At 55.8% G+C, this 23,184-nt stretch carries 19 protein-coding genes; 10 read left to right on the top strand and 9 right to left on the bottom strand.

Features of this window, described 5'->3' with window-relative positions; translation table 11 throughout:
• From OLTU_RS11935 to OLTU_RS11925, 3 genes are all read right to left on the bottom strand, one after another.
• On the bottom strand, positions 1–918 hold the full coding sequence (locus tag OLTU_RS11935) for an ABC transporter permease subunit (protein WP_141732989.1): 918 nt from the start codon (positions 916–918) through the stop codon (positions 1–3).
• A gap of 100 nt (positions 919–1,018) precedes the next feature.
• Positions 1,019–2,233, bottom strand: a complete 1,215-nt coding sequence (locus OLTU_RS11930; protein ID WP_218109991.1) for a branched-chain amino acid ABC transporter substrate-binding protein — start codon at positions 2,231–2,233, stop codon at positions 1,019–1,021.
• Positions 2,234–2,557: 324 nt separating this feature from the next.
• Entirely contained in the window at positions 2,558–3,976 is a 1,419-nt protein-coding gene (locus OLTU_RS11925) for an OmpA family protein (RefSeq protein WP_141732988.1), read from the bottom strand.
• Between the two features lie 313 nt (positions 3,977–4,289).
• On the opposite strand from OLTU_RS11925, the gene OLTU_RS11920 reads away from it, so the two are divergent.
• From OLTU_RS11920 to OLTU_RS11905, 4 genes are all read left to right on the top strand, one after another.
• A complete protein-coding gene (locus tag OLTU_RS11920; protein ID WP_141732987.1) occupies positions 4,290–5,663 on the top strand; it encodes a hypothetical protein in 1,374 nt (457 codons plus the stop codon).
• Between the two features lie 129 nt (positions 5,664–5,792).
• The gene (locus tag OLTU_RS11915) at positions 5,793–6,659 is read left to right on the top strand and encodes a TIGR02147 family protein (RefSeq protein ID WP_141732986.1); all 867 of its coding nucleotides are present in this window, start codon (positions 5,793–5,795) and stop codon (positions 6,657–6,659) included.
• Positions 6,660–6,714: 55 nt separating this feature from the next.
• Positions 6,715–7,728, top strand: a complete 1,014-nt coding sequence (locus OLTU_RS11910; protein ID WP_141732985.1) for a hypothetical protein — start codon at positions 6,715–6,717, stop codon at positions 7,726–7,728.
• Positions 7,729–8,052: 324 nt separating this feature from the next.
• Positions 8,053–8,838, top strand: a complete 786-nt coding sequence (locus OLTU_RS11905) for a S1 family peptidase (RefSeq protein WP_141732984.1) — start codon at positions 8,053–8,055, stop codon at positions 8,836–8,838.
• Between the two features lie 136 nt (positions 8,839–8,974).
• Here OLTU_RS11905 and OLTU_RS11900 read toward each other — a convergent pair whose 3' ends face one another.
• Positions 8,975–9,742 carry a DUF2271 domain-containing protein gene (locus OLTU_RS11900; protein WP_141732983.1) on the bottom strand — a complete coding sequence of 256 codons (768 nt, stop codon included), beginning with the start codon at positions 9,740–9,742 and terminating at the stop codon, positions 8,975–8,977.
• Between the two features lie 153 nt (positions 9,743–9,895).
• On the opposite strand from OLTU_RS11900, the gene OLTU_RS11895 reads away from it, so the two are divergent.
• Positions 9,896–10,459, top strand: a complete 564-nt coding sequence (locus OLTU_RS11895) for a helix-turn-helix transcriptional regulator (RefSeq protein WP_141732982.1) — start codon at positions 9,896–9,898, stop codon at positions 10,457–10,459.
• 85 nt (positions 10,460–10,544) lie between these two features.
• Here the strand turns inward: OLTU_RS11895 and OLTU_RS11890 are convergent, their stop codons facing one another.
• Both OLTU_RS11890 and OLTU_RS11885 read right to left on the bottom strand, forming a co-directional pair.
• A complete protein-coding gene (locus OLTU_RS11890) occupies positions 10,545–11,606 on the bottom strand; it encodes a coiled-coil domain-containing protein (RefSeq protein WP_141732981.1) in 1,062 nt (353 codons plus the stop codon).
• A gap of 265 nt (positions 11,607–11,871) precedes the next feature.
• On the bottom strand, positions 11,872–12,690 hold the full coding sequence (locus tag OLTU_RS11885) for a hypothetical protein (RefSeq protein WP_218109990.1): 819 nt from the start codon (positions 12,688–12,690) through the stop codon (positions 11,872–11,874).
• A 195-nt stretch (positions 12,691–12,885) separates the two neighbouring features.
• Between OLTU_RS11885 and OLTU_RS11880 the strand changes: the two genes are divergently transcribed.
• The 4 genes from OLTU_RS11880 to OLTU_RS11865 all read left to right on the top strand — a co-directional run bounded on the left by OLTU_RS11880 (position 12,886) and on the right by OLTU_RS11865 (position 19,464).
• Positions 12,886–14,718 carry an AMP-dependent synthetase/ligase gene (locus tag OLTU_RS11880; protein ID WP_141732979.1) on the top strand — a complete coding sequence of 611 codons (1,833 nt, stop codon included), beginning with the start codon at positions 12,886–12,888 and terminating at the stop codon, positions 14,716–14,718.
• 8 nt (positions 14,719–14,726) lie between these two features.
• The gene (locus OLTU_RS11875) at positions 14,727–16,820 is read left to right on the top strand and encodes a carbohydrate binding family 9 domain-containing protein (RefSeq protein WP_141732978.1); all 2,094 of its coding nucleotides are present in this window, start codon (positions 14,727–14,729) and stop codon (positions 16,818–16,820) included.
• A 124-nt stretch (positions 16,821–16,944) separates the two neighbouring features.
• A complete protein-coding gene (locus OLTU_RS11870; RefSeq protein WP_141732977.1) occupies positions 16,945–17,730 on the top strand; it encodes a hypothetical protein in 786 nt (261 codons plus the stop codon).
• Positions 17,731–17,754: 24 nt separating this feature from the next.
• Positions 17,755–19,464, top strand: coding sequence for a hypothetical protein (locus OLTU_RS11865; protein ID WP_141732976.1), 1,710 nt, complete (start codon positions 17,755–17,757; stop codon positions 19,462–19,464).
• 14 nt (positions 19,465–19,478) lie between these two features.
• Here the strand turns inward: OLTU_RS11865 and OLTU_RS11860 are convergent, their stop codons facing one another.
• Together OLTU_RS11860 and hemH are read right to left on the bottom strand one after the other, a co-directional pair.
• The gene (locus OLTU_RS11860; RefSeq protein ID WP_218109989.1) at positions 19,479–19,997 is read right to left on the bottom strand and encodes a hypothetical protein; all 519 of its coding nucleotides are present in this window, start codon (positions 19,995–19,997) and stop codon (positions 19,479–19,481) included.
• A gap of 319 nt (positions 19,998–20,316) precedes the next feature.
• Entirely contained in the window at positions 20,317–21,330 is a 1,014-nt protein-coding gene (gene hemH, locus OLTU_RS11855; protein ID WP_141732974.1) for a ferrochelatase, read from the bottom strand.
• Between the two features lie 153 nt (positions 21,331–21,483).
• On the opposite strand from hemH, the gene OLTU_RS11850 reads away from it, so the two are divergent.
• Positions 21,484–22,428 carry an AEC family transporter gene (locus OLTU_RS11850; RefSeq protein WP_141732973.1) on the top strand — a complete coding sequence of 315 codons (945 nt, stop codon included), beginning with the start codon at positions 21,484–21,486 and terminating at the stop codon, positions 22,426–22,428.
• Here the strand turns inward: OLTU_RS11850 and OLTU_RS11845 are convergent.
• Complete coding sequence (locus OLTU_RS11845) at positions 22,391–23,182, bottom strand: YoaK family protein (protein ID WP_141732972.1); 792 nt, start codon at positions 23,180–23,182, stop codon at positions 22,391–22,393. The genes OLTU_RS11850 and OLTU_RS11845 overlap by 38 nt on opposite strands.
• Between the last annotated feature and the right edge of the window lie 2 nt (positions 23,183–23,184).

Here is a 23,184-nt window from a genome sequence, read left to right as displayed (position 1 = left end):
TTAAACTTTCTCCACCACGGGTTTGCCCAAAAGACCGCTCGGACGAAAGATGAGGATCGCCACCAGAAGGCCGAAGGCGAACACATCCTTATAATCAGAATTCACAAAGCCGGAAAACAGGGATTCGGCAAGCCCGAGAAGGATTCCACCCAGCATGGCCCCCGGCAAGGAGCCAATGCCGCCGAGCACTGCGGCCGTGAAAGCTTTGATGCCGGTCACAAAGCCAACATAGAAATCAAAGCTGCCATAATTCAAGGTAATCAAAACTCCGGCAACAGCAGCCATGGCGGCGCCTATGGCAAAGACAACAGCAATGATGCGATCGGTGTTGATGCCCAGAATTTCCGCCATGCCCCGGTCCTGCTGCGTGGCCCGCATGGCTCGACCGAGAGCGGTGAAACGCACGACCGCGTTCAGAATGCCCATACTGAAGAGGGCCACGAGGATAATCATGATCTGGGTATAGGTGATTTGAAAGAAGTGATCGGCCTCGCCAATGCGCAGGGCACCGCTGATCAGCGTCGGCACACCCTGGTTCTTGGCACCCTGGCTGAGCTGCACATAGTTTTGCAGGATCAGCGACACCCCGATGGCCGAAATCAGCGGCGCCAGTCGATTGGCTTTGCGCAAGGGCCGATAGGCGAGACGTTCGATCACCACCCCATAGGTGCTGGTGACGACGATGGCAAAAACCAGCGTCAGAGCAATGAGGAGAAACGGCGATTGAATCCCCATCCAGGCCAGGACCGCAAGCCCGATCGCAGCGAGATATGCGGAAATCATATAAATTTCGCCGTGAGCAAAATTTATCATGCCGATAATCCCATAGACCATGGTATAGCCCACTGCGATCAGGCCATAGGTCGCCCCCAGGACGAGGCCATTGACAAGCTGTTGACCCAGTACGTAAAGATCCATCATGACACCAATTGGAAGTTAGGAAATAAAAGCGCCCGCGTTCCCACGCGGGCTGCCCATGACGCGACGAGCACCCTTGTGCGGGGTGCCCGGGGTTTTATCACAGTTTGTTGCCAACTTCAGCGTACTTGCCTTTGGTGTCCCAAACATACATCACGTAGCCGGACTTTTGGAGGTCGCCCTTCTGCGTCCAGTTTTGCTTGCCCATCACGGTGTCCGCACCATTGTCGAAGAGCCACTTGGAAAGTTTACGACCGTCACGGGTTTCACCCGTTCCTTTGATGGCGGCTGCGATGGCCTGCACGGCGGCATAGGAATAAAGGGTGTAGCCTTCGGGCTCATAACCGGTCTTCCGGAAGGAATCGACGACCTTTTTGCCATTGGGAAGTTTCCGTGGGTCGGCGCCGAAGGTCATGTAGGCTCCGCTGACGAATTTCTCGCCGCCGGCCGATGACACGAATTCCTCGGACACAATTCCATCGCCTGAAATGAAAGCCGCTTTCAGACCCTGCTCCCGCATCTGACGGATCAGGGGACCGGCTTCGGCGTGCAGACCACCGAAGTAAACAGCATCGGCCTGAGCCGCTTTGATCTTGGTCACCAGCGCGTTGAAGTCTTTTTCGCCGCGGGTCAGACCTTCGTAAATGACCGGCTGCTGACCCAGGGTTTTCAGATGCGCTTTCATTGCGTCCGCCAGTCCCTGACCGTAGGTGTCCTTGTCATGAACGATGGCGACTTTCTTCGCTTTGAGAACCTTGTGGACAAACTCAGCGGCTTCCACACCCTGCTGATCATCGCGCCCGCACATCCGCATGATGACGCTGTGATTCTGCAGTTCGCACTTGGCCTTCTTGCCGGCATCAGTGATACCCGAGCAGTCCCGGGGCTTGAACGCCGCATCTTCCGTCACGCGAGGATTGGTCGAGGCGGGCGTGATCATCAGCACATTATTTTCCCGATACACGCTGGCCGCAGGGATGGTCGATGACGAACAGAAGTGCCCGACCACAGCTGACACGCCTTCCGTGTTCACCAGTTTGTTGGCGACCGACTTGGCCTGGGCTGGTATACAGGCGTCGTCCGCTTTCACCGCACGCAGTTTTTTGCCGTTGATCCCACCGGCATCATTGATGTCTTTGACAGCGGCCTCCGCCCCTTTCCAGAGCTGCAGCCCAAAAGGGGCGTTCGCACCGGTATGCGGACCAGCGACGCCGATCACGATGTCCTTGCCTGCGGCCCGCAGCAACTGACTCTGGAGGCCCAAGGCTGCCACGAGTGTCATCCCGAGAGTAAAGCGATTCCTGACTGAAAACATAAAAAGCTCCCTGTGTCGTAAGACCAACTCCACTTTCCCTTCGGGCGGCTCACGGAGCGGCCCGAGATCCTGTATCTGCACCTTGGTGCTCAGACTGGAGCGGAGTTGAGGTATTCAAATTCTCAAAAAAGAATTCATTTTTCCATAAAAATTGCAAAAGCCGGATTGGCCCAGGGGCAATCCGGCGATTTTTTCAGCAGACATGACCGTTCTCAAGGGGATGACCCAGGCTCGATCCAGAGCTTTCGGGTGCGCGCTCATATTTTTTTGTGAGCTGACTCAGACGCAAGTCCACCCTTTGTCAACGGGTGGACGCATGCTTGATCAGTGAGCCTGCTGAGTCTGAGGCGTCCGGGGAGCGGGAATACGCGGCATTTCGTAGTAGATCTTGAACGTTGCCCGGCGATTTAGCATACGACTCGACTCGATCGCGTTGCTGACCTTGGGCCGTTTTTCGCCCCAGCCGACGGTCAGGAGTTTCTCGGGGGGGATTCCGTAATTCCGCATGAGCCAGCGTTCGATGGTATCGGCCCGCCGATCGCTCAACCCGAAGTTGTAATCATCCGTCCCGAGGGCACAGGCATGACCCTCGATCACCACGCGCTCGATATTGCGATTGCTCTGCAAAAGCTCTTTCAGCCTTTGCATGACTTCATAGCCTTTGGGATCGCGAATGGCGGTGGAATCGAAGTGAAAGTAAATATCATCCAGTTCCACGATCGCATCCGGAGCCCGCTCGGTGATGCCCGGTCCCATGACCGGAACCACAGGAGCCACAGGGGCCGGAGCGGGCGCCACCTCCACGGGTTTCGCCGGCGTGAGGTCAGTGGTCCAACGGACCCCGGCATAAAACCGATTGTCGGCGGAACTCAGCGCATGGCGCATTTCCGAGCCGTAACCACCATAAAGGGTCCAGGCGTCATCCAAAGGATATTTCAGACCAACGAGGCCTTCCATGATCGAAGTATTCCGCGGGGAAAAACTCGAAAAATCCTGCTTCGCATAGGAACCGTAGACTTCGGCCTGCACCGTGAGGTCGGTCGCCGGCAGCTTCACATCCACGCCGGTCGAGGCCACCCATTGATCTCCGAAACGCTGCACGGGGAGAACCTCCTGCAGCTCAGCGGTCGGCTCACCATGATGCCAGCGATAGCCGACGTTGGTGGACCAGGTCAAGAAACCAAAATCAAGAGTCCCCAGCAGTTCCAGCGCAAACGATGGCCATTCCATGTTGCCGGAATAGGGATTGTTCTGAACGCGATTATGATTGGCGGTTGCCATCAGGCCCAAAGACAGGAAATCCGTCGCCAGCAATTGAAATTTGTTGGCGATCCGCAGCTCGGTGATGCCGAGTCTTGCAAAATAACCATGCAGCTGGTCATCCTTTTCCACCGTTTGGGCCACAAAGGAAGGCAGGGCCAGACTGATATCCCAGAACGAAGTGATGCCGTAACTCACGGCCAATTCCAGGCCGGTCACAGAATTGCTGAAGGATTTTTTCTGATCGATGTTGGGCAAACCTTCTTCGTTGAAGTAAGGCAGAGTATTGACCGCATTGTTGGCAAAGAGGCCGAGACTCAGGCGACCGGAACCCATGGTTTTGGCGCCATGGACCGTAACGCTATCCGCAGGCGTGTACGATGCATTAAAATTTTGCAGATCCGAACCTGTGATGTTGGCTCGGGCTTCGACCGCCATTAAACAGGCGACAGCCAGCGAACCGACTCGCAATGTGTTACGCATGAACTCACTCCCCTCTCCATTTCCACTCCAAATAAACAGCTCAGCACAGGGATCCTCGGGGTCCCCCAATTCATGTATTGCAAGACTGATTCCGCCTTGCCTTCATTCGAAAGAACTGGTTTAAAGCAATGGTTATAGGAGGTTAATGACCTGCGGAAATGCCGGCAGGGGTCTGATCATAAAGTAAAAATTGAACACGCCTGACAACTGCAAAAATTTTTGACAGCGCCTGTCGCAATCCTTTCAGGGCGAAAGAATGTTGATCAGCTGGGATCCTGTGTTACGATAAATAAAAACCACCAACGAGCATTCCATGGGCATTCATCTGGAGCAGCAGCGCTATTCCGCGATTATCGGATCCGAGGGACAGATTTTCCTTCGGGGTGGCCTCGACGAATCAGCGGATTTGCGCCAGACGATTGAGCTGATTCAGGAGCGGCACAGGCTCGCCCCCTGCGAACCCATCCAGCTTGATTTCATGCATCTCATCTCCGGCAGCTGGAATGGATTTCTCGCCCTCGATACGCTGCTGGCGGAACAAAATCTCAATTATGTGCTGCGGCATGTGTCCTTTGACTTCTTTCGCTACGTGGCCCTCCTGCCGACGCTGCGCAAGGCCCGGCTCGGGGAAATTGAGCTGGTGGTTGTCTCCGAGGACCGCAAGGTGAAAGTCAATGGCCTCGACCGCCTGACTGCCTCGCCCTCGGGCCGCTTTGCAACCGTGGATGGTCATCAGATTGTCGGACGCCACAGTTTTATTTGCGGCGATCGACTCCCGGTGTCCAGGTCGGGCTGCTTGAAAACAGAATTCGACATGTGGTACGACTATATCTCGTTTGCCACCATCACCCTTGCCTTATCCGAGGATCTCGCGCGCAGCATCGCCATCTCGGTCATTCGCCTGGCCAACGAACTGGCCGCGGAATACAAGGCCCAGGCGCATTGCATGAAAATCCTGAAAAATATTGAGAAATCCGTATGGGCACGGGAAGCTGAGGATGAAGCCAAAATCCTCGGCGATCGCGCCCGCGATACGGAATCCATTTATGGGCGGATCATCCTGGGCATCAACCGGATCGTGCAAATGACCGCGGGAATTCAAAAGTCACTGCATGGCGCCGAGGAGCAGGACCGTCGCGTGACTCTGGATGCCGTCCAGGGCCTCTCTACCGTGCGGCGCCACCTGCTGGAGACGGTGCAGCTGATTGAAGACGGTGGAACGGAAACCTTTGCTCTGCTCATTTCCGTGCCAGGTAAAAAACGCTTCGATGATGCCTATAACGCGGCTCCCACGCCCAGCGCGGAATCTCTGGCCTGCGTCCGGGAAAGCTTGAACATCATGGACCCTTTAAGCGAAGACAGCTGGGAGGAAACCAAAGCCGCCATCTTTCTTCGCACCCAGGGTATCGAGCAGCTGGTGTCCAATCTCATCGTCCTGACCCAAGGCTTTGACCTGCTGCGGCAGATCATCGAGCATCGCATCGCCGAGATCGAAACCATCGAGGCCTATCTGAACCGTGGCGCTCCGGATGATGAGCTGGAAAACTTTACGAGCCAGCTGCATGATCGCATCCGAAAAAAGCTGGTCACCGATCAGGAAAAACTGTCGGTCGACGCTTTTATTCCCGACGTCCTCGCCGAGCATGGGGCCGAGGCTCATAAACCCGGCGCGGTCCTTCTCTTTTAAATTTGCAAAATGGGCTCCGCATTCTTCGGGAATTATCTGTTTCATTAATAAAAACTTAAGCTTATAATTTCAACTTGTTTGCAGAATTATCCTGCCGATAAGAGATGAAGTGAGCGGAGGTTGGCCGTCATGAAACAGGCGCGGATTCTTAAGAATGTCAGCAGCAGGATATCGGTCACCCGATTTCTGGATTACAAGGCCTACCTGGAGGCCGTGTATCAGGCCATGAAAACGGAAATGGATAGCTATTCCTACATGCAGTTCGCTGAGGATCTGGGTTTTGCTCGCAGCAACGTCATGTACCTCATCATCAAAGGGCAAAGACCCTTGACCAATAAAACCGGCCGCAAGATTGCGGAGGCGCTCGAACTCAAGGCGGTCGAGCGGAAATATTGGGATGATCTGGTGGCCTACTTTGATAGCGACCTTGCCCCGGAGCGGGAGGTCATCCTGCAGAATCTGGTCAAACAAAAAACCCGGACGATTTCCGATTCCGATGAGCTGATGGCCCAGCTGGAATACTTCACCGAATGGTACCACGTCGCCATCTATGAATTCAGTTTCACGCCGCACTTCACCGATGACCCGCAGGAGCTGGCCGCTGCTCTTATTCCCCGCATCCGCCTCGATCAGGCGAAAAAATCCCTGATCCTTTTGCAAAAGCTTGGCCTGCTGGCACCCGATCCGGAGACGAAAAAACTGAAGCCCACGCAGGCCCGCATTTCCACCGGTCATGAAATCATGTCGATGGCCCTGGTGCGTTATCATTCCAAAATACTGGAGCTGGCCAAGCAGGCCCTCATGACGATCAGCGTGGAGGAACGGGAGATCAGCGCCACGTCCATGGCCATCGCTCCCGAGCGCATGCCCAAAATCAAAAAAGAGATCCGTAATTTTCGTAAAAAGATCATGGATCTTGCCGCGCAGGATCCTGAGCCCGAGCGGGTTTACCAGCTCAGCCTTCAGCTTTTTCCCATGACCCGTAAACAACCATGACGCCCGATGCCTCTTTAGGTTTTGGCGGGAGTCCCCCACAAAGGACGGAATCAACATGAAAAAGTCGGCCCTGCTCTCTTTTGCGATCCTGACCTGGGGGCTTCTGGTTTTCAGCCCGGGCTGCGGTACCGACGTGGGCAATTCCGGCAAACCTGTGACCGGCGACGGCAGCGATCTCGCAGCGGTGGTCGCGATGCAGCATGATGAGGTGATCAGCTCCATCAACGACGGCAGTGACAGCAGCGCAACCCCTCTGGCTCTGCACCAGGAGCAGCATAACCCTGCGCTGGCGGATGGCGAAACCACCTGCACAGAAAATACGGACGGCAGCATCAACGTCAAGGTCACCTTAAGCCTGGCGTTCGAGACGGAATATGGGCGTCCCGTCCGACGCAAGCTGCAGAAGGATACCTTCGATACGATGGTGGATATGAACTATGCCGTGCCCGGCACGCTCGGGGCGCTGGCCTGTAACAACAACCGTCCAGTGCTGAGCTGGGCGCAGCTCGCAGCCTTGAAAACCAGGACGCAGCTGAATAAGAGTCGCAAACGCTCGGTGACGCTCAAAGCTGATGGCAGCACCCTCAGCGAATCGGACCTGACCGTGAACAGTGAGAGGACGGTGGAGTTCTCCCGGGTTTCCAGCACGCTGGATCCTCTGACCGTGCAGCGGAAATCGACCTTTTCCAGCACGGTTTCACTCCTGAGGCAGAACCGGGACGTACCACTCACCCGTTCCATTGCGACCCTTGCGGATGAACCCATTATTCTGGAAAAAACCCGCACGCGCGGCGCCGGAGTCACCCGTGTGGAAATCATCTCCGGGGCTGTGACGTCGACCGATCCCGAGGCTGAGACGGTGATTCTGCGCTATAGGAATCTGGTCCTTTCCCTCGGCAGCAGCTGCCATCCCAGCTCCGGATCCGTGGAAGGTCAGGTCTTTGCGAACGGCAGCGATACAACCGCAACCGCCAGCTTTACTCTGGTCTTTGACAGCGACGGCGCCACCCTTATCCATAACGATGGAACGGAAGAGGACCTCGCCCTCGAGGGCTGTCAGGTCCAATGATGTCGGGAGGGGGCCGCGTGCTCCCTGTTTTTTACTAACCCCAACGACGATGTCGTTCCCACCGTCAGGGTATTTGAGCATTTTTTAACCGCCGAACTTTGCCTCCCTCACGATTTTTCTTAAACCTTCTTCATCATATGAATCAATAGCACGGCCCGTACCGGTTTTATGCCTGTCCAGACCTGGGTTTTAAGGGTCCAAAAAGCATCAAAATGTCGTCCATTCATTTTTTTTGACTCCTCTTTCCTGGATGACCTGGCTAGTCAGTCAGCAGAGATGCTTGGTTTTTTGATAAATTTCCAAACTCACAAAAGGTAGGCGTGCATGAAAAGAATGGCAGGATTCAACAAGGCTTTGGCATTGGTTCCCTGTTCGATCGTACTGTCGATGGCTGTCGGTTGCGGCTCCGTTGGTGAAAGCACCAGCGACCAGAAGGTATACGGCGGCACACGCGTGCCTGCAGGCAGCTGGAAAAATGTCGTAGCCATCACGCAAAAGAGCGGCGGTATGTACTGTACTGGAACCGCGATTGCACCCACTGTGGTGATCACGGCAGCCCACTGTATCAAGGGCTTTAAAGCTTCCAACGTGGCTGTCTACGTCGGCGACGGCAAGGAAGGTGGCCGTGTGACGGGTCAATACCAGGCCAAGTCCATCAAATATTCTCCCAAATACAACACGACCAATGACATCGCCTATATCGTGCTGACCCAGGAAATGGATCTCGAAGAGAGCGACATCGTTCCTGTGCTCACGGATTCCGAGGAAATCGATGAACTGCTGGCGATCGGCGGCATCGGCCGCATCGTAGGCTTCGGCAACCGTGACGACGGCGGCTTCGGCGTGAAGTTTGAAGTTGACGGCAAGATCACCCGGCTGACCAGCAACGAGATCAGCATCGGCGGCGGTGGCAAGGACTCCTGCCAAGGCGATAGCGGCGGTCCGGTCTTTGGCCAGCTTGAAAACGGTGAGTGGCGCGTGTACGGCGTGACATCACGCGGCGGCGCTTGCGGCACCGGCGGTATCTATGGTCTGATGCATGCGAACATCTGCTGGGTCCAGGAAGATTCCGGCGTTGATCTCGGCCTGCCCGAAGGCACTTGCGAGTAATTTGCCAATCGTGCCGGCTTGAAGGAACCCATCCCGCCCTCTGGGCCTGGATGGGTTAATTATTTTGGAACGCAAATGGCCTCTGAATTGAAAAATTCAGAGGCCTCTTGCTTGGGACGGATACCTTGTTACAAAGTCAAGGGACATGCTTCACAGCAACGTCTTTGAAGACGGCGTTGCTGCTATCCGTTTTCGTGGTACCGGCGGGCGAAACAGTAAAGGGAACAACAAAGGACTCATAGCCGTTGGTATTGTCAATCACCTGATTGACGTCCGCAGGCGCTTTGCCGGCATCCAGAGCCGGGGTATTGGCCTCGGTAAATTCCATCCAGATCTTGTAATCACCTGTCATCATTTGCGCTCCGGCCTTGTCCTTGAGATCCCAGGTCGCGGTCACCGGAATACCGGCGGCGGGTGTCGTCTGCGTGGCGCCGGAGGTTGCATCCAGAGTCCGCGCCGTGAAAACCTGCCAGCGTTTTAAATGCACAGCCCTTTGCCCGGCAAAGGCATGGATGGTCTTGATGTACTGATTGTTGGCATCCGTAATCCAAACGCTCCGAATATGCCCGCGATTGCGGTAAGGTCCCGCCGGGGTTGGTGGAATGATATTCACGGTCACGGACACGCTGCCCGTCGCGGGAACAGGGGCCGCGGGAGGGGTATTCGTCACAGGCGTCGTTGAGGTAGAATCATTACCAGTGGCTGGAATGGTTGCATCAGTTTTTTCACTGCTGCCCGTGATCCCGGAATTGCCTTCATTGGCGGCAGAACCTGCAATATCGGTATTCGGGCTGGCTTCGGTACGGTCCGGATCAGGACGCGCGATTTGATAAGGGCGAAGGACCGATTGCGAACATCCGCATATCAGAACGGTCAGGCCGAACATTGGAAGCCAGGCTTTCATGAATATATCCTTCCCAGGTCATTGGAACGGCAAGCGACGATGGATTTTCTATCGGCATGAGGAACCTTTTGCTGCATAGGACTTAAGTCGTAATCAGCGGAACTCAAAGGATTTTTTTTCGAATAGGACCTTAGTCCTAGGAGGCTCTGGAGTATGGCCGACGAGAACCTGACCACCCGGCAGAACTGGATCCTCACGGAACTGCTGATGATAATGGTGGCCTTGTTGATTTGGGACTGCTGGTACGATCTGCGAAACGGCGTGGACACGGCCCACGTGTATATGGAATTTCTTTGCGGCTTCCTGGGACTGCTCGCCATTTTCATTATCTGGCATCGGCGCATCGTCCCTTTGGAGGGGGCTTTGCGCTCCACTGAAAAAAGTCGAAAGGCCTTGGAAGTGGAACTGGAAGGCTTTCGGCGTTCCATCGCGCCTTACGCGGCCAATATTCGGCAGGAAGTGGAACGGCAGTTTACAGCCTGGAATCTGACCGCGGCGGAAAAGGAAACGGCTTATCTTCTGCTCAAGGGTTTGAGCCTCAAGGAGATCGCGCGAGTCCGCGACGTCAGCGAGAAAACGGTCAAGCAGCAAAACCTCACGATTTATCAGAAGTCGGGGCTGGCGGGACGGGCGGAACTGTCCGCGTTTTTCCTGGAGGAGCTCCTGAGTTCACCGGAGACGCCGGAACCAGCCCTCAGCACCAGCGCAGCGCAATAGGAAAAGGCCCCAACCTCGCGGAAGGGGCCTTCTTTCATTTCAGCGATTGGCTGACTCCGTCAAGTAAAGTCAGCCTTCGTCATCTTCAGCTGGCTGGCTTGGCAGCAGCAGCGGCAGCGTTGGCAGCCTGTTGCTTCGCAGCAGCGGCGGCGGCGTTGGCGGCAGCAGCGGCAGCCTTGGCAGCTTCAGCTTCTCTGCGAGCCGTGTCGGCATCAGCGCGAGCTTTGGCCGCATCCTGCTTGGCCTTTTCCACTTGAGCCTGAAGATCCTTGTTCTTGGTTTCAAGCTGCTCATACTTCAGCTTAAGGGCTGTGAGTTCAGCCTGCAACGCGGCGGCGCTGGCTTGGGCTGCACCCAGGTCCATCTTGGTCTTGCCGAGATCTTCCTGAGTTTTGGTGTAAATATCTCTCAGCTCTTCATAACGACCCTGAAGTTTCTGGAGGCTGTCTTCAAGTTCACGGATGCGGGTGTTGGCCGCTGTCAGGTTCTTTTGAAGTTCCTGGTTTTTGGCCTGCATGGCGGTTGCCTCTGCCTGCAGCTTGCGGTTCGCTTCCTGCTGCGCGGCGAGATCGCTCACCATCTTGGCGTTTTTCTTTTCCATGTCATTGAGCTTGGCCACCTGCTGATCGTAGGCAGCACGTGCTTTCTTGATGTCTTCAGCCAGTTTAACAGCCGTCGATGTTTCGGACGTCTTGGCCTTCGCCAATTCCGTCTTCAACTGATTGATCAGGCTGTCCTGAGTCTTGGACTTGGTCTCCAGTGATGCGATGTCCTTCTGGAGTTCAGCCTGCTCAGCCGCGGTGGGTGCGTTGTCCAGTTGCACCTTGAGTTTGGCCAGCTCCTCTTTGTACTGAGCCAGGGTTTGATTCTGGGTATCCAGCTGGGTTTTATAAGCTGTCTCGACCTGAGAGCCGTTTTTGTTCAGCTCCTCGATGCGTTGTTGCAGTTGGCTCACTTGAGCGTTGTTCGTCTCCAAACTGTTGGAGATCTCGGAACGCTCGTCCCGCAGACGTTCGACTTCCTGAGCCAGCTTTTCATTGTTGGCTACAGCTTTTTCAAATTCTGCAGTGGAGAGTTGTTGATCCTGGCCTGAGCCGCAGGCAGTAACCAGAAGCATTGCGAGAAGGAAATGTCCACTAAGTTTCATAATAAGGCCCCTTGCGAATACTACGACAGTTGGAAGAAGTTGTGTGCCCTTCTGCAAGAGCCAGGCCCACGATGCATTGGTCAATGATTCAAGCGGGATAATGCAAAAAAGACCGTCTCTTTGGTCCGAAATTGTGCGGGACGCCGACCCTATTCTGCCTGCAATTCTTACCTGAAATCCTATTTTTGCAGGACCTTATCCCGGATTTCTTGAGAAACTGTAAAAATTTGTGTGGCGTCTAATTCTTGAACGGGGGACGTCAGGATTAGAATTGGAGAGAGATCTGGAGGCCATGAGATAGCAGTGGATTCAGCAATTCCAATTGGAATTGCCGGCTCTTATATTCCACAGCGAACAGGCGCAAGGCGGAAGGATCCGTCGCGGCAAAGCGGGAGCGCGCCGGTGGACGCAGGCCGGCTTCCAGCACACTGGCACCATAGGCGGCTGCCGCCAGGGCCAGGGAAAGCTGCGAGGTCTGGCGCGAGCGTTTGGCAAAAGCCTGGCTCTTGCTGACGAAATCGGTGAAGACGGGATTGATATCATCACCGGATTGAATGGCTCGAATACGGACCGCTTCCAGGTCGGCTTCCGCTTTGTTCGCCTCCTGGTCCTTGGTATACGCATAGAAAAGGCCAAAAGCCTGCGCGCCGCCAAGGGCCAGGCCCAGGAAATATTTCTCCTGCACCAGTTGATTAAGGCCGAAAGGCAGATAGGTTTCGAAGCGATCAAAGGCGTTTGGTACATTCTCCGTTTTGGTCACCGTGCTGCTGCGGGTCGGATTGCGACCGTCCCGCACATCATCAAAGAACCGCTGCGCGCGGCGGCTGCGCACGACCTCCGGCAGTTCCAGATCAGGATCTTCGTCCAGAGCTTTTTTGAATAGAACGCGGGCCTTTTTTTCCCGATCCAGCTCCAGCACCGCGGCCGCAGCCAGCACCAGAGCTTTGGCGCGACGGGAGCCCCGCTTCTCACGGGCCAGGTCCATGGCCTTCTTATAGGATTTGGAGTATTTCTGATCGCTATAATCTTCCAAAGCCTGCTTGTACGTGGCGGCGTGCACTGTCACAGGCCCAAGCAGGGTCACTGCTGCCAGTATATGTAAAATCAATCTCTTGCGGATCGAATCCACCGTTTTCGCGCCCCCATGACTTCTCTCTCAGATCATGTTGCAAAGGTAGTGCCGCGGACAAGTGTGGGAAATTTATGACCCCTGGTAGGACAAGCCAGGGCCTTTCGCCTATAATGGACCTACGCCGAACCAGCTAAAATAGGATCCCGCATGCAAAAATACAATTCTCTCGTCGCGATGCAGCAGGAATCATGCAAAACGTTTGCGGACCGTCCCATGTATGGGACCAAGTTCAAAGGCCAATGGCGCTGGATCACCTTCAAGGAGTTTGGCGACTACGTGGAGCATGTCCGCGGCGGGCTTCGGCACTATGGTTTGGAGGAAGGGGACACGGTCGCCATAATCTCCCGCAACTGTGTGGAGTGGGCCGTGGCCGCTTATGCCGCCATGGGTTTGCGCGGCCGCGTGGTGGGTATGTATGAAAATCAAACCAGCACCGAATGGGAATATATTCTGTCCGACTGCAAAGCGTCCATCGTCTTTGCCCATAACTCGGTCATCCAGGATGTGATTGAACGGATCAGCCTGAAGCTGCCGCATATCAAGCATGTGATCAACATCCACGAGGATGAAACCGAACACCTCTGTTTCAACAAGCTGATCAAGATTGGCAAACAGCACCCGACACCCGTGATTCCGGCCCAGCCCGATGACATCATGAGCATCATCTACACCTCGGGCACCACCGATAAACCCAAAGGCGTGCTCCTGAGCCATGGCAATCTCCTGGGCCAGATAGATGCCGTGAAATCCCGTTATGATTTTACTCCCGACGATCGCACGCTCTCCTTCCTTCCCTGGGCACACATCTTCGGCCATAGCGGAGAAGTCCATCTTTTAATCGCGCTCGGCTTTTCCGCGGGGCTATCGGAAAGCGTCAGCAAGATCCTGGAGAATCTGGGCGAAATCAAACCGACGATGCTCATGTCCGTGCCACGCATCTTCAACCGCATTTACGAAAACGTGATGAACAAAATTCATCGCGGTCCTGCCATCACCCGCTGGCTCTTTAAACATGGAATGGCCGGCGCTCAGAACCGGAGGGAGGGGCGGCCCAGCACCTTCCTTCAAAACTTCTGCTTTGGTATTGCCGACAAACTCATCTTCAAAAAAATTCGCGCGGCCTTTGGCGGCCGCCTGAAATATGCGATCAGCGGCGGAGCTGCCCTGCAGATTGAGGTGGCCTCCTTCATCGCCAATCTTGGCATCACGGTCTATGAGGGCTACGGGCTGAGTGAAACCAGTCCGATGGTGTCAGCCAACTACCCCGGCAACATCAAGATCGGTTCCGTTGGCAAGACGCTGACGGGCGTGACCGTGAAGATTGATACCAGCGTCGGAGAATCCGACATTGCCGGTGCCGGCGAAATTATCGTCTACGGTCCCAACGTGATGAAGGGTTACCATAATCTGCCCCAGGAAACAGCAGCGGTCATGACGAGCGATGGCGGCTTCCGCACGGGCGATGTCGGTTACTTTGATGCCGAGGGCTATCTCAACATCTGCGGCCGCGTCAAGGAACAGTTCAAGCTGCAGAACGGCAAGTATGTCGTTCCCTCTGTGATCGAAGACCTCATCAACCTCAGCACCTATGTTTCCTACTCTCTGATTTACGGTGACAATCGTGAGTATACGGTGGCTGTGGTCAACGTGAATCTGGATGAGGTCGTGCATTTCGCCAAATCCCGCGGCCTCTATCATCAGGTCCATGATGTGATTCCAAAGGAGGATGTGGATAATCTTTTGAATCACGTGGAGATCCAGGCCCTCTTTGAAAAGATCATTCGGGACCAGTGCGCCAGCGTCCGCGGTTATGAAGTACCTCGGAAGTTCATGCTGACCGCTGAAGAATGGAGCGCGAATACCGGCTTTCTCACTCAGACCTTCAAACTGCGCCGCATGCCGATCATCAGTCATTATGCGGATCATATCGACCTTCTATACCATGAATCCCGCAGCTTTCTGGAAGTCGCCAACGCCTGAGTGTCACCATGCAGCCGGCTCTTTTCGCCCTGGCCCTGCAAGTCCTGCGCTGGCCGGTTGATGCACCTCCTCAGGTGGATGGCCGGCTCGACGAAGCCTTCTGGCACAAGGTGCCGGAGTCGACGGAATTTTATCAGGTTTTGCCTCAGGCCGAACTGCCAGCCCCCTTCCTGACCTCCGTGCGCCTCGCCCGCGACGATCATTCTCTCTATATCGGTGCCGTGATGGAGGACCCTCCCGGCGCCGCGCGGCAGTCGAATGTCAGCCGCCGGGATCACATCGCAGCCTCGGACGACAGTCTTACGCTGATCCTGGATCCCGAGGGAACCCGGGTCTTCGGTCAGGTTTTTCAGGTCAATCCCGATTGTTCCATCAATGATGGCCTCTACAAGGAGGCGACGCTCAGCACGGATCTTTCGGTGGATTATTTCCATACCGTGGCCTGCGAGCAAACCGAAACAGGCTGGAGCGTGGAGTGGCAGATTCCACTGCAGGAACTGCGCTTCGCTCAGGATCAGGCGCAGCCCTGGAATCTCCTGGTGCAGCGCAATCTTGTGCGGGACCAGCGCCGCATGGTGGCGAATGCCCCCCTGCCCCGCGATCCGCTTTGTCTTTTGTGCCTCGCGCCCGCTTTGGAAAGCTCAGGCCCCTTGCCGGAGCCGAGTTTTCTGCGCATCACGCCCTATGCCATGGCCCGCCGCACGGATAAGGTGCGGATCAGCAATGGTCTGGATCTCAAGTATCGGGTGAATGCCGCTTCGATTTTGGATGCGACCGTCAATCCTGACTTTTCCCAAGTGACGCTCGACGAGCCGCAGCTGTCCGCCAACACCCGATTTGCTGTCTCCTATCCCGAGAATCGCCCCTTCTTTTTGGAAGGCGCGGATATTCTGGAAACCCCGCTCAAGGTGGTGGCCACGCGCTCCATTATCCAGCCGAGCTGGGGTCTGAAATATACCCAGCGCTCCACGGATAACGACACCATGATCCTGATCGGGGATGACCGCAGCGCCAATCGCATCCTCCTGCCGGGCGCCTACCGCTCGCGTTTTCAATTGATCCATGCGCGGCAAAAATTTTTGATCGGCAGTTCGCAGTGGAAAGCGGAGGACTGGCAGCTGGGTCTGACCTGGACCAGCCGATCGTATGAAGAACTCGGCTCCAATCAAACGCTGGGCCTCACCGCGATGCATTACCTGAGCCGCGAGAATTCCCTGCGCTGGCAGTCGATCCTGAGTCAGTCGCATGATGCCTGGGACAGTCCCAGGGAAAAAAGCGGCAACGCGCATTTTCTTATGTTTCAGCATAAGGGCGGGACCTGGCACAGCAGCCTGGAGCTGAAATCGTTCAGCGATGCCTTCCGCTCGGACCTGGGTTTCAATCCACGCAATGCCTATCGGCTGGGGATACTGACCAACAGCTGGCATCAGGATTGGGATGAAACTCATATCGCCTGGTATGTGAGGGCCAGTCGCAAAACGGAACTTTCGCCCCGGCCGATCCAGGATCAAACCGCACCGGGCGTGACCATCACCGGGCTCTGGGGCGCTGAGCTCAGCTGGGAGACGCGGCCCGACACCTGGGAACGCACGCACGCGGATGGTCCTTTGCATCGCTATCAGCAGCATTATCTCAGCCTTGGTTTTTATCCCGGATCCCTGCTCACCTGGCTTCAGTGTGACCTGACCTGGGGAGAGCGCCTGGATGTGACGGATGATCGCGTGCGACCCGGGCGCGTGGAAAACTGCACGGCCCGCCTCGCCCTTGGCAAAAAAGTGGAATGGAATGCGAGTGTCAGCCAGGAGCGCTTGAATGAGGAGCACTGGCAGGATTCTGAACACAGCGTTCTCGTGAACCGCGCTCTGCGGCACCTAGTGGTCGTGCCACTGAATTCCCACCTCGCCCTGCGTTACATAAGGCAGGAGGAAAAAGCCAGAAGAATCGGCCTTTCCCCCTCGCATACGGAAACGGATTCGTGGAATGTCAGCTATGAGGATCACGAGTCCTTGACCATCCACGTCGGTGCCACAATTTCCCGTAACTCCCGGGAAACCCTACGAGACTATTATCTGAAGCTCTCCACCTCCCTGCCTTGGAATTGATCGAATTCCAGACACTCGATGCCCCTTTGACAAATTGTTGTGAATTCTTACCGCTTCTTATCCCTGGTCCTGAACTTGCACAAACAGGGCGTTAAGACAAATCACCGCGAAGAATGGAACTGTTATGAAACAGCGTCATCTCCAGCTATCAATAGCTTTGCTGCTGATACTTGCGATCGCCATCATTGTATGGAAAGCACAGCGTTCTGCACAGCTTGCGGCTATTGATTCTCAGCCAGAACCTGTGGTGATTCCGACTGAAATGGAAGAGCCCCATACAAACGCGGCTCCCGCATCCGAGCCTGTCGCCATCGCGACACCAGCTCCGGCACCGGAACCGGCTCCGGCCGCGGATGAAGCGGTGACGTCTCCCGAGGACGTGGAAAGCATCACCGCCATCATCGAAGCTGTCAATCCCATGAGCATGCAGGATATTCAGCGCGCCGTAAGAAAACTCAGAGAGCTTCCACCCGAACAGGTGAGCGCCTCGTTCATGCAAAGCCTCAAGGAGTTTGGAACGAGCCGCCCGGCGGATCGGGATCGTCTCGTGATGGTCGCCAATAGCCTGCAATCGAAAACGGATCTTCCATTCTGGGAGGATCTGGCGAATCGGGAAACACCACGTTATCCCGAGGAAGACAAAGTGCGCAACCCGCCCCATCCCACATTGGAATCACGCTTTGTGGATATGGAGCAGCTGCAGGCCATTCGCAACATTGGATTGCTGGCCCGGGAGGATCGTGCGGCCCGCCGGGTCCTGATGGAAATTATTCTCAAACCCAATCCATCGGCGCACCGCACCCTGCATCGACAGCAGGCCTATACAGCATTAAAGGAAGCGGATCTCGCAGCATCGCTGCGGGTCCTGAAACAACTGGCAGCGGAAGATGAACTTCTGAAACGACTCTAATTCCATGCAAGCAGGGGTATGATCATGACAACACAAGCATTGGGCACCGCACTGATCCTGACTCTCGGCCTCGCGGCCTGTCAGCAGTCAGGCAAGGTCAATCAACGTCAGGGCCCACAAGGTCAGACGGTCACAATCCTGAATCAGGGGGTCAACCTTCAGATTCAAGGTCATCAATTGGATGCCTATGATTACACGTTTGGGTCCCAGGCGCTTCAAATCAAAAAAATCGAAGAGAAAGGATCGAACGCTCTGGACAGCACGCGTCAGGTTTTTGTTGCGTCGCCTGCGAGCCTGGGCGACGACATCAAAGCGGGACTGAGCAGCCTTTGCCAGGACATCGGCCTGAGCACGTCGGCCCAGGAATTTACGGAAGCAACAAGCCTGCCCGCGAATGGACTCGTCTATGCGCACTGGCGCTCGCATTATTCCCTGACCCAGAAACGTCAGCTGTCAGCGGCCCTGGAACAGGTGAAAGGGGCTGTCCGCTGCCTGCTGAAAATTCAGGTGGGTGACGCGGCCGCTCAGCAATACGCGATCATCGCATTCGATCCGGTTCCCGTGGAAAACCAGAATGTGGCGGGTACCGATAAAATCCTCGAAGCGGTCGAGGAAGGTGTGATGCTGATCGATAAGACACCGGCTCTGGCGATGGATCAGGGCCAGCTCCTGACGGTTGAAAGCCCGGCTGACATCAAACCGAAAATCACCGCCCTTAACAGTGTCGATGTCAAGTCGCAGCTGAGCAACAGCACGGGCGCACCCTGCCGTTTGCATACCCTGAATGGCCAGACCAAGGTAGGCAATCCCACCGCCCTGCGCAGCTATCAGTACAGCCTGAGCAGCGCGAAGGCCTATACGCTCGGCAGTGTCAGCGCGCAAAGCATCAGCGGCCGCAATCTGCAGGCCTGTACGAAAGTCAAAACGCAGGTGGTGGACAAGAGTGTTCAGGCGGATGTGGCCTGCGGTGACTATCGCAGTATCCAGGAGGAAGGCCTTGAAGCCGGCTGCCAGTGGTCGGTTGAGGTGGTCAACCCGAACGATGTCGGCAATGCCCTGGGTTATAACATCAGCATGGAAAAGATGACATTTGAAACCATCGACGTCAGCACCCCGGGTGGCGCTGCTGTCGCCATTCCCGAAGCGCCCAATAACCCCGTCCGGGCCAAGAGCACGACCTTCACGGGCTTCAATGCGGCCCAGCTGTCTTCGATGGAGCAGGCCTTCGATTTCTGGATTGCAGTGAGCCCGGCTTCCTTCGCCGCCCACTGGGATAAATACATCACCAACGTAAATTATCTGGCCCGCACCGGCGCTGCCTGCAGTGAGGCGGGTGTGCTCGCCTATGTGGAGCAATTGAACTCCACCGAAATGTTCTGGTGTGAAGCGGCCGGCATGAGTGCCGCTGCCGTCAGCTCCCAAAATTCACCTTTGGCGATGCTGCTCATCGGTGTCACGGCCTTTCACGAAAACCTGCATAACCGGGGTCGTGAACATGACTTCGATGCGCCTCAGTATCAGCCTTGCAAGGGCACGTCGGAGTCCGCGCTGCTGTCCTTCGATGCGATTAAAACCTGTACCGCCGATTATTGTCTGGCCTTCAAGGACTTCGCTCTACAGGAATACATCGCCGAGCTCGACTACAGCCTGGAAGCCGATGCCCGTCGCTTTCAGGGTCTCTGCCAGACCTGGAATGCCGGCCTCGGTCTGACCGCGGCCAACTTTGGGACTTGAAACTTTAATTGATTTCAACCGCGGTTGACGAAGGTTGGAAACAGCACCATGACCAGGGCGAGCAGAACAAATGCGAGAGCGGGGTAGAAGAACATCTCCCCGATCCGCAGAACGCGCTGCATGGGTGTTGCCGCGAACGCGATGAAGCTGTAGCGCATCACGCCGGACTCGGGACTGATCGTGCTCAACGTAAACGTGCGAACACCCGCACTGCTGAGACGCAGGTCCAGTTTCTGCTGCCAATGGCGGCCCACGCGTTTGGGTTTCACTTTTAATTTTTTCTGAAGCTGATCCTGACCTTCCCGATCGCTGATGTGAAGGTTCAGGCGCAGCGCCGCAGGAGGACGACGCTCCCACTGCAGGGTCAGGCTAACCGGCACGTCCTCTCCGCCTGTCACAGGAAGGATGAGACGACCGCTGCCTGGATTTTGACCCGTCATCGTTCCTTCCGCCAGGACGGACGGGGGCCGTCGCGGAATAAAAGACGCGGCAACGAGGCTTAGCAACAGCAGAGGCAGGCTAAAGCCTAGCATTCTAAGGCCACGATATTTCAGATTTTTCTGCCAACCCGCGTCCACATCCCCTCATCACCTTTTATATGTCACTTAAGCGCGACTCTCGCTTCGCAGAGTATCAACCGTTTTTTTGCAATAAAGACCAAACTGCATCGTCTATTTGATGAGCGAGCCAACCGGCTCCGAAGCGAGTTAAAGAGGGCGACCTACCGGTGGTCTGGGATATTTCCCAGCCACCCGTTCCCCACACAGCCAGATGATGATCTGGTTCCAGTCTGAAAAACTTACCAAACCATCCCTTCCCCAATTTCTGCCATCGCCCTAATCTTTCCCGCGCTCAACGCACCATGTCGGCCACGGTCCGACACCAGATATCCTCAGCGTTGAGCGAGGGAATCAGCTCCAGTTTTTCACCGCCTAGATTTTTCCAATCCTCGACGCCGCGCATGCCGATCTCTTCCAGAGTTTCCAGACAATCCGCGACAAAGGCCGGACACATCACCGCCAGACGTTTCACACCCTTTTCCCTCAGTTCAGCGAAGACGTGATCGGTATAGGGTTTGATCCAGGGATCCCGGCCCAGGCGTGATTGGAACGACGTGCTATAGGCGCCTTCCTTGAGACCCAAGGCCTTCACCAAAGCCCGCGTGGTCGCATAGCACTGCGCCCGATAACAAAAGCGATTTTCGGGTCGCACCGAGGCGCAGCATTCCGCATTGAACTGACAGGTCTCGGGCTTGCGCACCGACTTGGTCATCTGTTTTTCCGGAAGTCCATGATAGCTGAAGAGGACATGATCCGGCTGCAGATCGCTCAGGCGCGGCTGGGCCACAGCGGCAAAGGAGGCGATGAAGCCTGGGTGCTCGTAAAAGTCCGGCAGCACCTGCAGCGGTGGAAACACAAAGTCCTTGCACAGTGTTTTCATCACAACTTCCACCGAAGAGGCCACCGAAGCCGCGGCATACTGCGGATAAAGCGGGAGCACACGCAGCTCTTCGACATCGGCCTCGCGCAGAATCTGAATTTGGCTTGGGATGCTGGGTTCACCATAACGCATGGCGGTGCGCACAAGGTAGGAAGGGCCGAGCAGCTCCTGCACCTTATTCTGCAGCTCGATCCCGTAATTCACCAAAGGCGAACCGGCCGGGGTCCAGATCTTTTGATAGGCATGCGCGGATTTGGGGGAGCGAAAGGGGGCAATCACCCCATTGACCAGAACATAACGCGCCGGGGCTGAGACATCGATCACGCGGGGATCGATGAGAAATTCCCGCAGATACCTGCTCACAGCCGGTGACGTGGGAGCCGCAGGGCTGCCGAGATTGATAAGAAGAACTCCGATCCTGCTCATGAATACCTCGTATGGAAAGGCGCTTCGATATTTTGATATGCCAGGGTCATAGCAGCTGACCAAGGGCTTTTTTAATCCCGCTTGCAGGAAGGCCCGGCTTTCCCGCACAATGAGCCTCTTTGCTGGCTCTCCTCTGCGTAGGGAAATTGGATCATGCCCTGGCCTACCGTTATCGCCCTTTTGGCTCTTGGACTCGGCCTCTTGCTGGAATCCCGCGGATGGTTTGCGCCTCGATTCAAAGGCAGGATTGCCCTGGCTTTGATCAACATCTTTTATCCGAGTCTGATCCTGTCTGCGCTGCTTCTCAAGCTCAATGCGGCATCCCTGGCTTCGATCTGGCTCCTGCCGTTTCTCATGGCGCTGGTTTTGTTCGTGGGGCTGGCGCTTGGAATCAGCCTGGAACAAAGGGTTGGTCTTCCGGATGACAGCCAAAGGCGCAGCTTCCGGTTTATTTCTTTGCTCCCCAATTATTCTTACTTGCCTTTGATGGTGGCGCAAGCCCTTTGGGGCGACGATGGCATCACGCTGGTGGTCATTGCGGGAGTTGGCGCGGACCTGGTCCTATGGACCGTGGGGGTGCCGCAAATCATGCAAAAGAGAGAGATGGATCTCCGCCGCCTCTTTTTGAATCCACCGCTGCTGGCCCTGGTTCTCGCCTTGATTCTTTTGCAGGCACCGTTTGATGCGGCGCGTGAAATGCTGCAGCCGGGTCTGGGTGTTTTGCGGCAGGTCGGAAGCGCGACCATTCCGGCTTCCATGCTGCTCCTGGGAGCGCATCTTGCGCGGCGGACCAGTGCTCATCAGCCACGCCGGGCGCATGGGGTTTTATTGGTCCTGCGCCTCATTCTGATTCCGGCAGCCCTGAGTCTGCTCTTTATGCTGTCCCCCGGACTGCTTCCCGCTCTGCCACGGCAGGTGTTGATACTGGTGGCCTCGATGCCGGGAGCGATCGTGACTGTGGTGCTGAGTGAAGTGCATGAAGCGAGCCCTGATTTTGCGGCCCGGCATATCCTGCTCGGGCATATCCTTTGGCTCGCGACGGGACCCTTTTGGCTTTGGCTCAATACGCAGCTGGCAGCGGGCGCCGGTGTTCCTTGAATGCCAGCATGCCCAGAAGAATCAGGGGCAGGATCAGAATCTTCACCAGGAAATAGACATAACCCAGGGTGCCAACCACCGATCCAAAGAAAAAGCAGCTGATCAGCAGGGTATGAAAGGTAAAGCGCCCGATTCCAAGTCGCTCCCAGAAAGCATCCATGGCCGCGGTAATGACCCGTTCCCTCTTCCAGGTCAGACGCGCGTTGTGGCAGGCGGCCCCCAGCTCAAGGCCGATATCCGTGACCACTCCGGTAATATGCGTGGTCCGGATGATGGTGCCCGAGGTATGGCGTAGCATGGCATTCTGCAAACCCATGGCATAGGCCAGAATCAAAGTTGTCAGACCGACTTGATCGATCGTGATCCAGAAGAGGCCATGGAACAGCGACAGCAGGAGAAAACTGAGCAGGCATAAGGCCTCCAAAACCACTGGCGCGGTATACTTCACCCGCTTTTCCACCACTGTATGCCCATGCAAAAGAAAGGACGTGGTAAAGGCCCCGCCGATAAAGAACACCAGCTCCAGCATGAAGACCAGGGCTGCGGCGGTATTGCCTTCCGCATATTCAACGGCGGAACGGGAGGCATGACCGGACATGTGAGAAACAAAGGTGCCGAACTGGAGAAAGCCCACGGAGTTGACCACGCCTGCAATAAAAGCGAGCAGAGTGCCGAGTTCGAGGTTTTCATGAAACCGGCGCAGGAACTGCCGAGCGTGACGGAGAACCTTATAATGCAAGGGACGGTTGGGCATGA

The sequence above is a fragment of the Oligoflexus tunisiensis genome, assembly GCF_001748245.1.
GTDB lineage: Bacteria > Bdellovibrionota_B > Oligoflexia > Oligoflexales > Oligoflexaceae > Oligoflexus > Oligoflexus tunisiensis.
This window is presented reverse-complemented; position numbering and strand designations above follow the sequence as displayed.

What these genes read in the sequence shown, in the direction of transcription:
- OLTU_RS11920 (WP_141732987.1), top strand. Translation starts at nt 4,290, where the DNA reads ATGGGCATTCATCTGGAGCAGCAGCGCTATTCCGCGATTATCGGATCC.
- OLTU_RS11880 (WP_141732979.1), top strand. Translation starts at nt 12,886, where the DNA reads ATGCAAAAATACAATTCTCTCGTCGCGATGCAGCAGGAATCATGCAAA.
- OLTU_RS11845 (WP_141732972.1), bottom strand. Translation starts at nt 23,182, where the DNA reads ATGCCCAACCGTCCCTTGCATTATAAGGTTCTCCGTCACGCTCGGCAG.
- OLTU_RS11850 (WP_141732973.1), top strand. Translation starts at nt 21,484, where the DNA reads ATGCCCTGGCCTACCGTTATCGCCCTTTTGGCTCTTGGACTCGGCCTC.
- OLTU_RS11865 (WP_141732976.1), top strand. Translation starts at nt 17,755, where the DNA reads ATGACAACACAAGCATTGGGCACCGCACTGATCCTGACTCTCGGCCTC.
- OLTU_RS11910 (WP_141732985.1), top strand. Translation starts at nt 6,715, where the DNA reads ATGAAAAAGTCGGCCCTGCTCTCTTTTGCGATCCTGACCTGGGGGCTT.
- hemH (WP_141732974.1), bottom strand. Translation starts at nt 21,330, where the DNA reads ATGAGCAGGATCGGAGTTCTTCTTATCAATCTCGGCAGCCCTGCGGCT.
- OLTU_RS11925 (WP_141732988.1), bottom strand. Translation starts at nt 3,976, where the DNA reads ATGCGTAACACATTGCGAGTCGGTTCGCTGGCTGTCGCCTGTTTAATG.
- OLTU_RS11930 (WP_218109991.1), bottom strand. Translation starts at nt 2,233, where the DNA reads ATGTTTTCAGTCAGGAATCGCTTTACTCTCGGGATGACACTCGTGGCA.
- OLTU_RS11935 (WP_141732989.1), bottom strand. Translation starts at nt 918, where the DNA reads ATGGATCTTTACGTACTGGGTCAACAGCTTGTCAATGGCCTCGTCCTG.
- OLTU_RS11905 (WP_141732984.1), top strand. Translation starts at nt 8,053, where the DNA reads ATGAAAAGAATGGCAGGATTCAACAAGGCTTTGGCATTGGTTCCCTGT.
- OLTU_RS11875 (WP_141732978.1), top strand. Translation starts at nt 14,727, where the DNA reads ATGCAGCCGGCTCTTTTCGCCCTGGCCCTGCAAGTCCTGCGCTGGCCG.
- OLTU_RS11900 (WP_141732983.1), bottom strand. Translation starts at nt 9,742, where the DNA reads ATGAAAGCCTGGCTTCCAATGTTCGGCCTGACCGTTCTGATATGCGGA.
- OLTU_RS11860 (WP_218109989.1), bottom strand. Translation starts at nt 19,997, where the DNA reads ATGCTAGGCTTTAGCCTGCCTCTGCTGTTGCTAAGCCTCGTTGCCGCG.
- OLTU_RS11890 (WP_141732981.1), bottom strand. Translation starts at nt 11,606, where the DNA reads ATGAAACTTAGTGGACATTTCCTTCTCGCAATGCTTCTGGTTACTGCC.
- OLTU_RS11870 (WP_141732977.1), top strand. Translation starts at nt 16,945, where the DNA reads ATGAAACAGCGTCATCTCCAGCTATCAATAGCTTTGCTGCTGATACTT.
- OLTU_RS11895 (WP_141732982.1), top strand. Translation starts at nt 9,896, where the DNA reads ATGGCCGACGAGAACCTGACCACCCGGCAGAACTGGATCCTCACGGAA.
- OLTU_RS11915 (WP_141732986.1), top strand. Translation starts at nt 5,793, where the DNA reads ATGAAACAGGCGCGGATTCTTAAGAATGTCAGCAGCAGGATATCGGTC.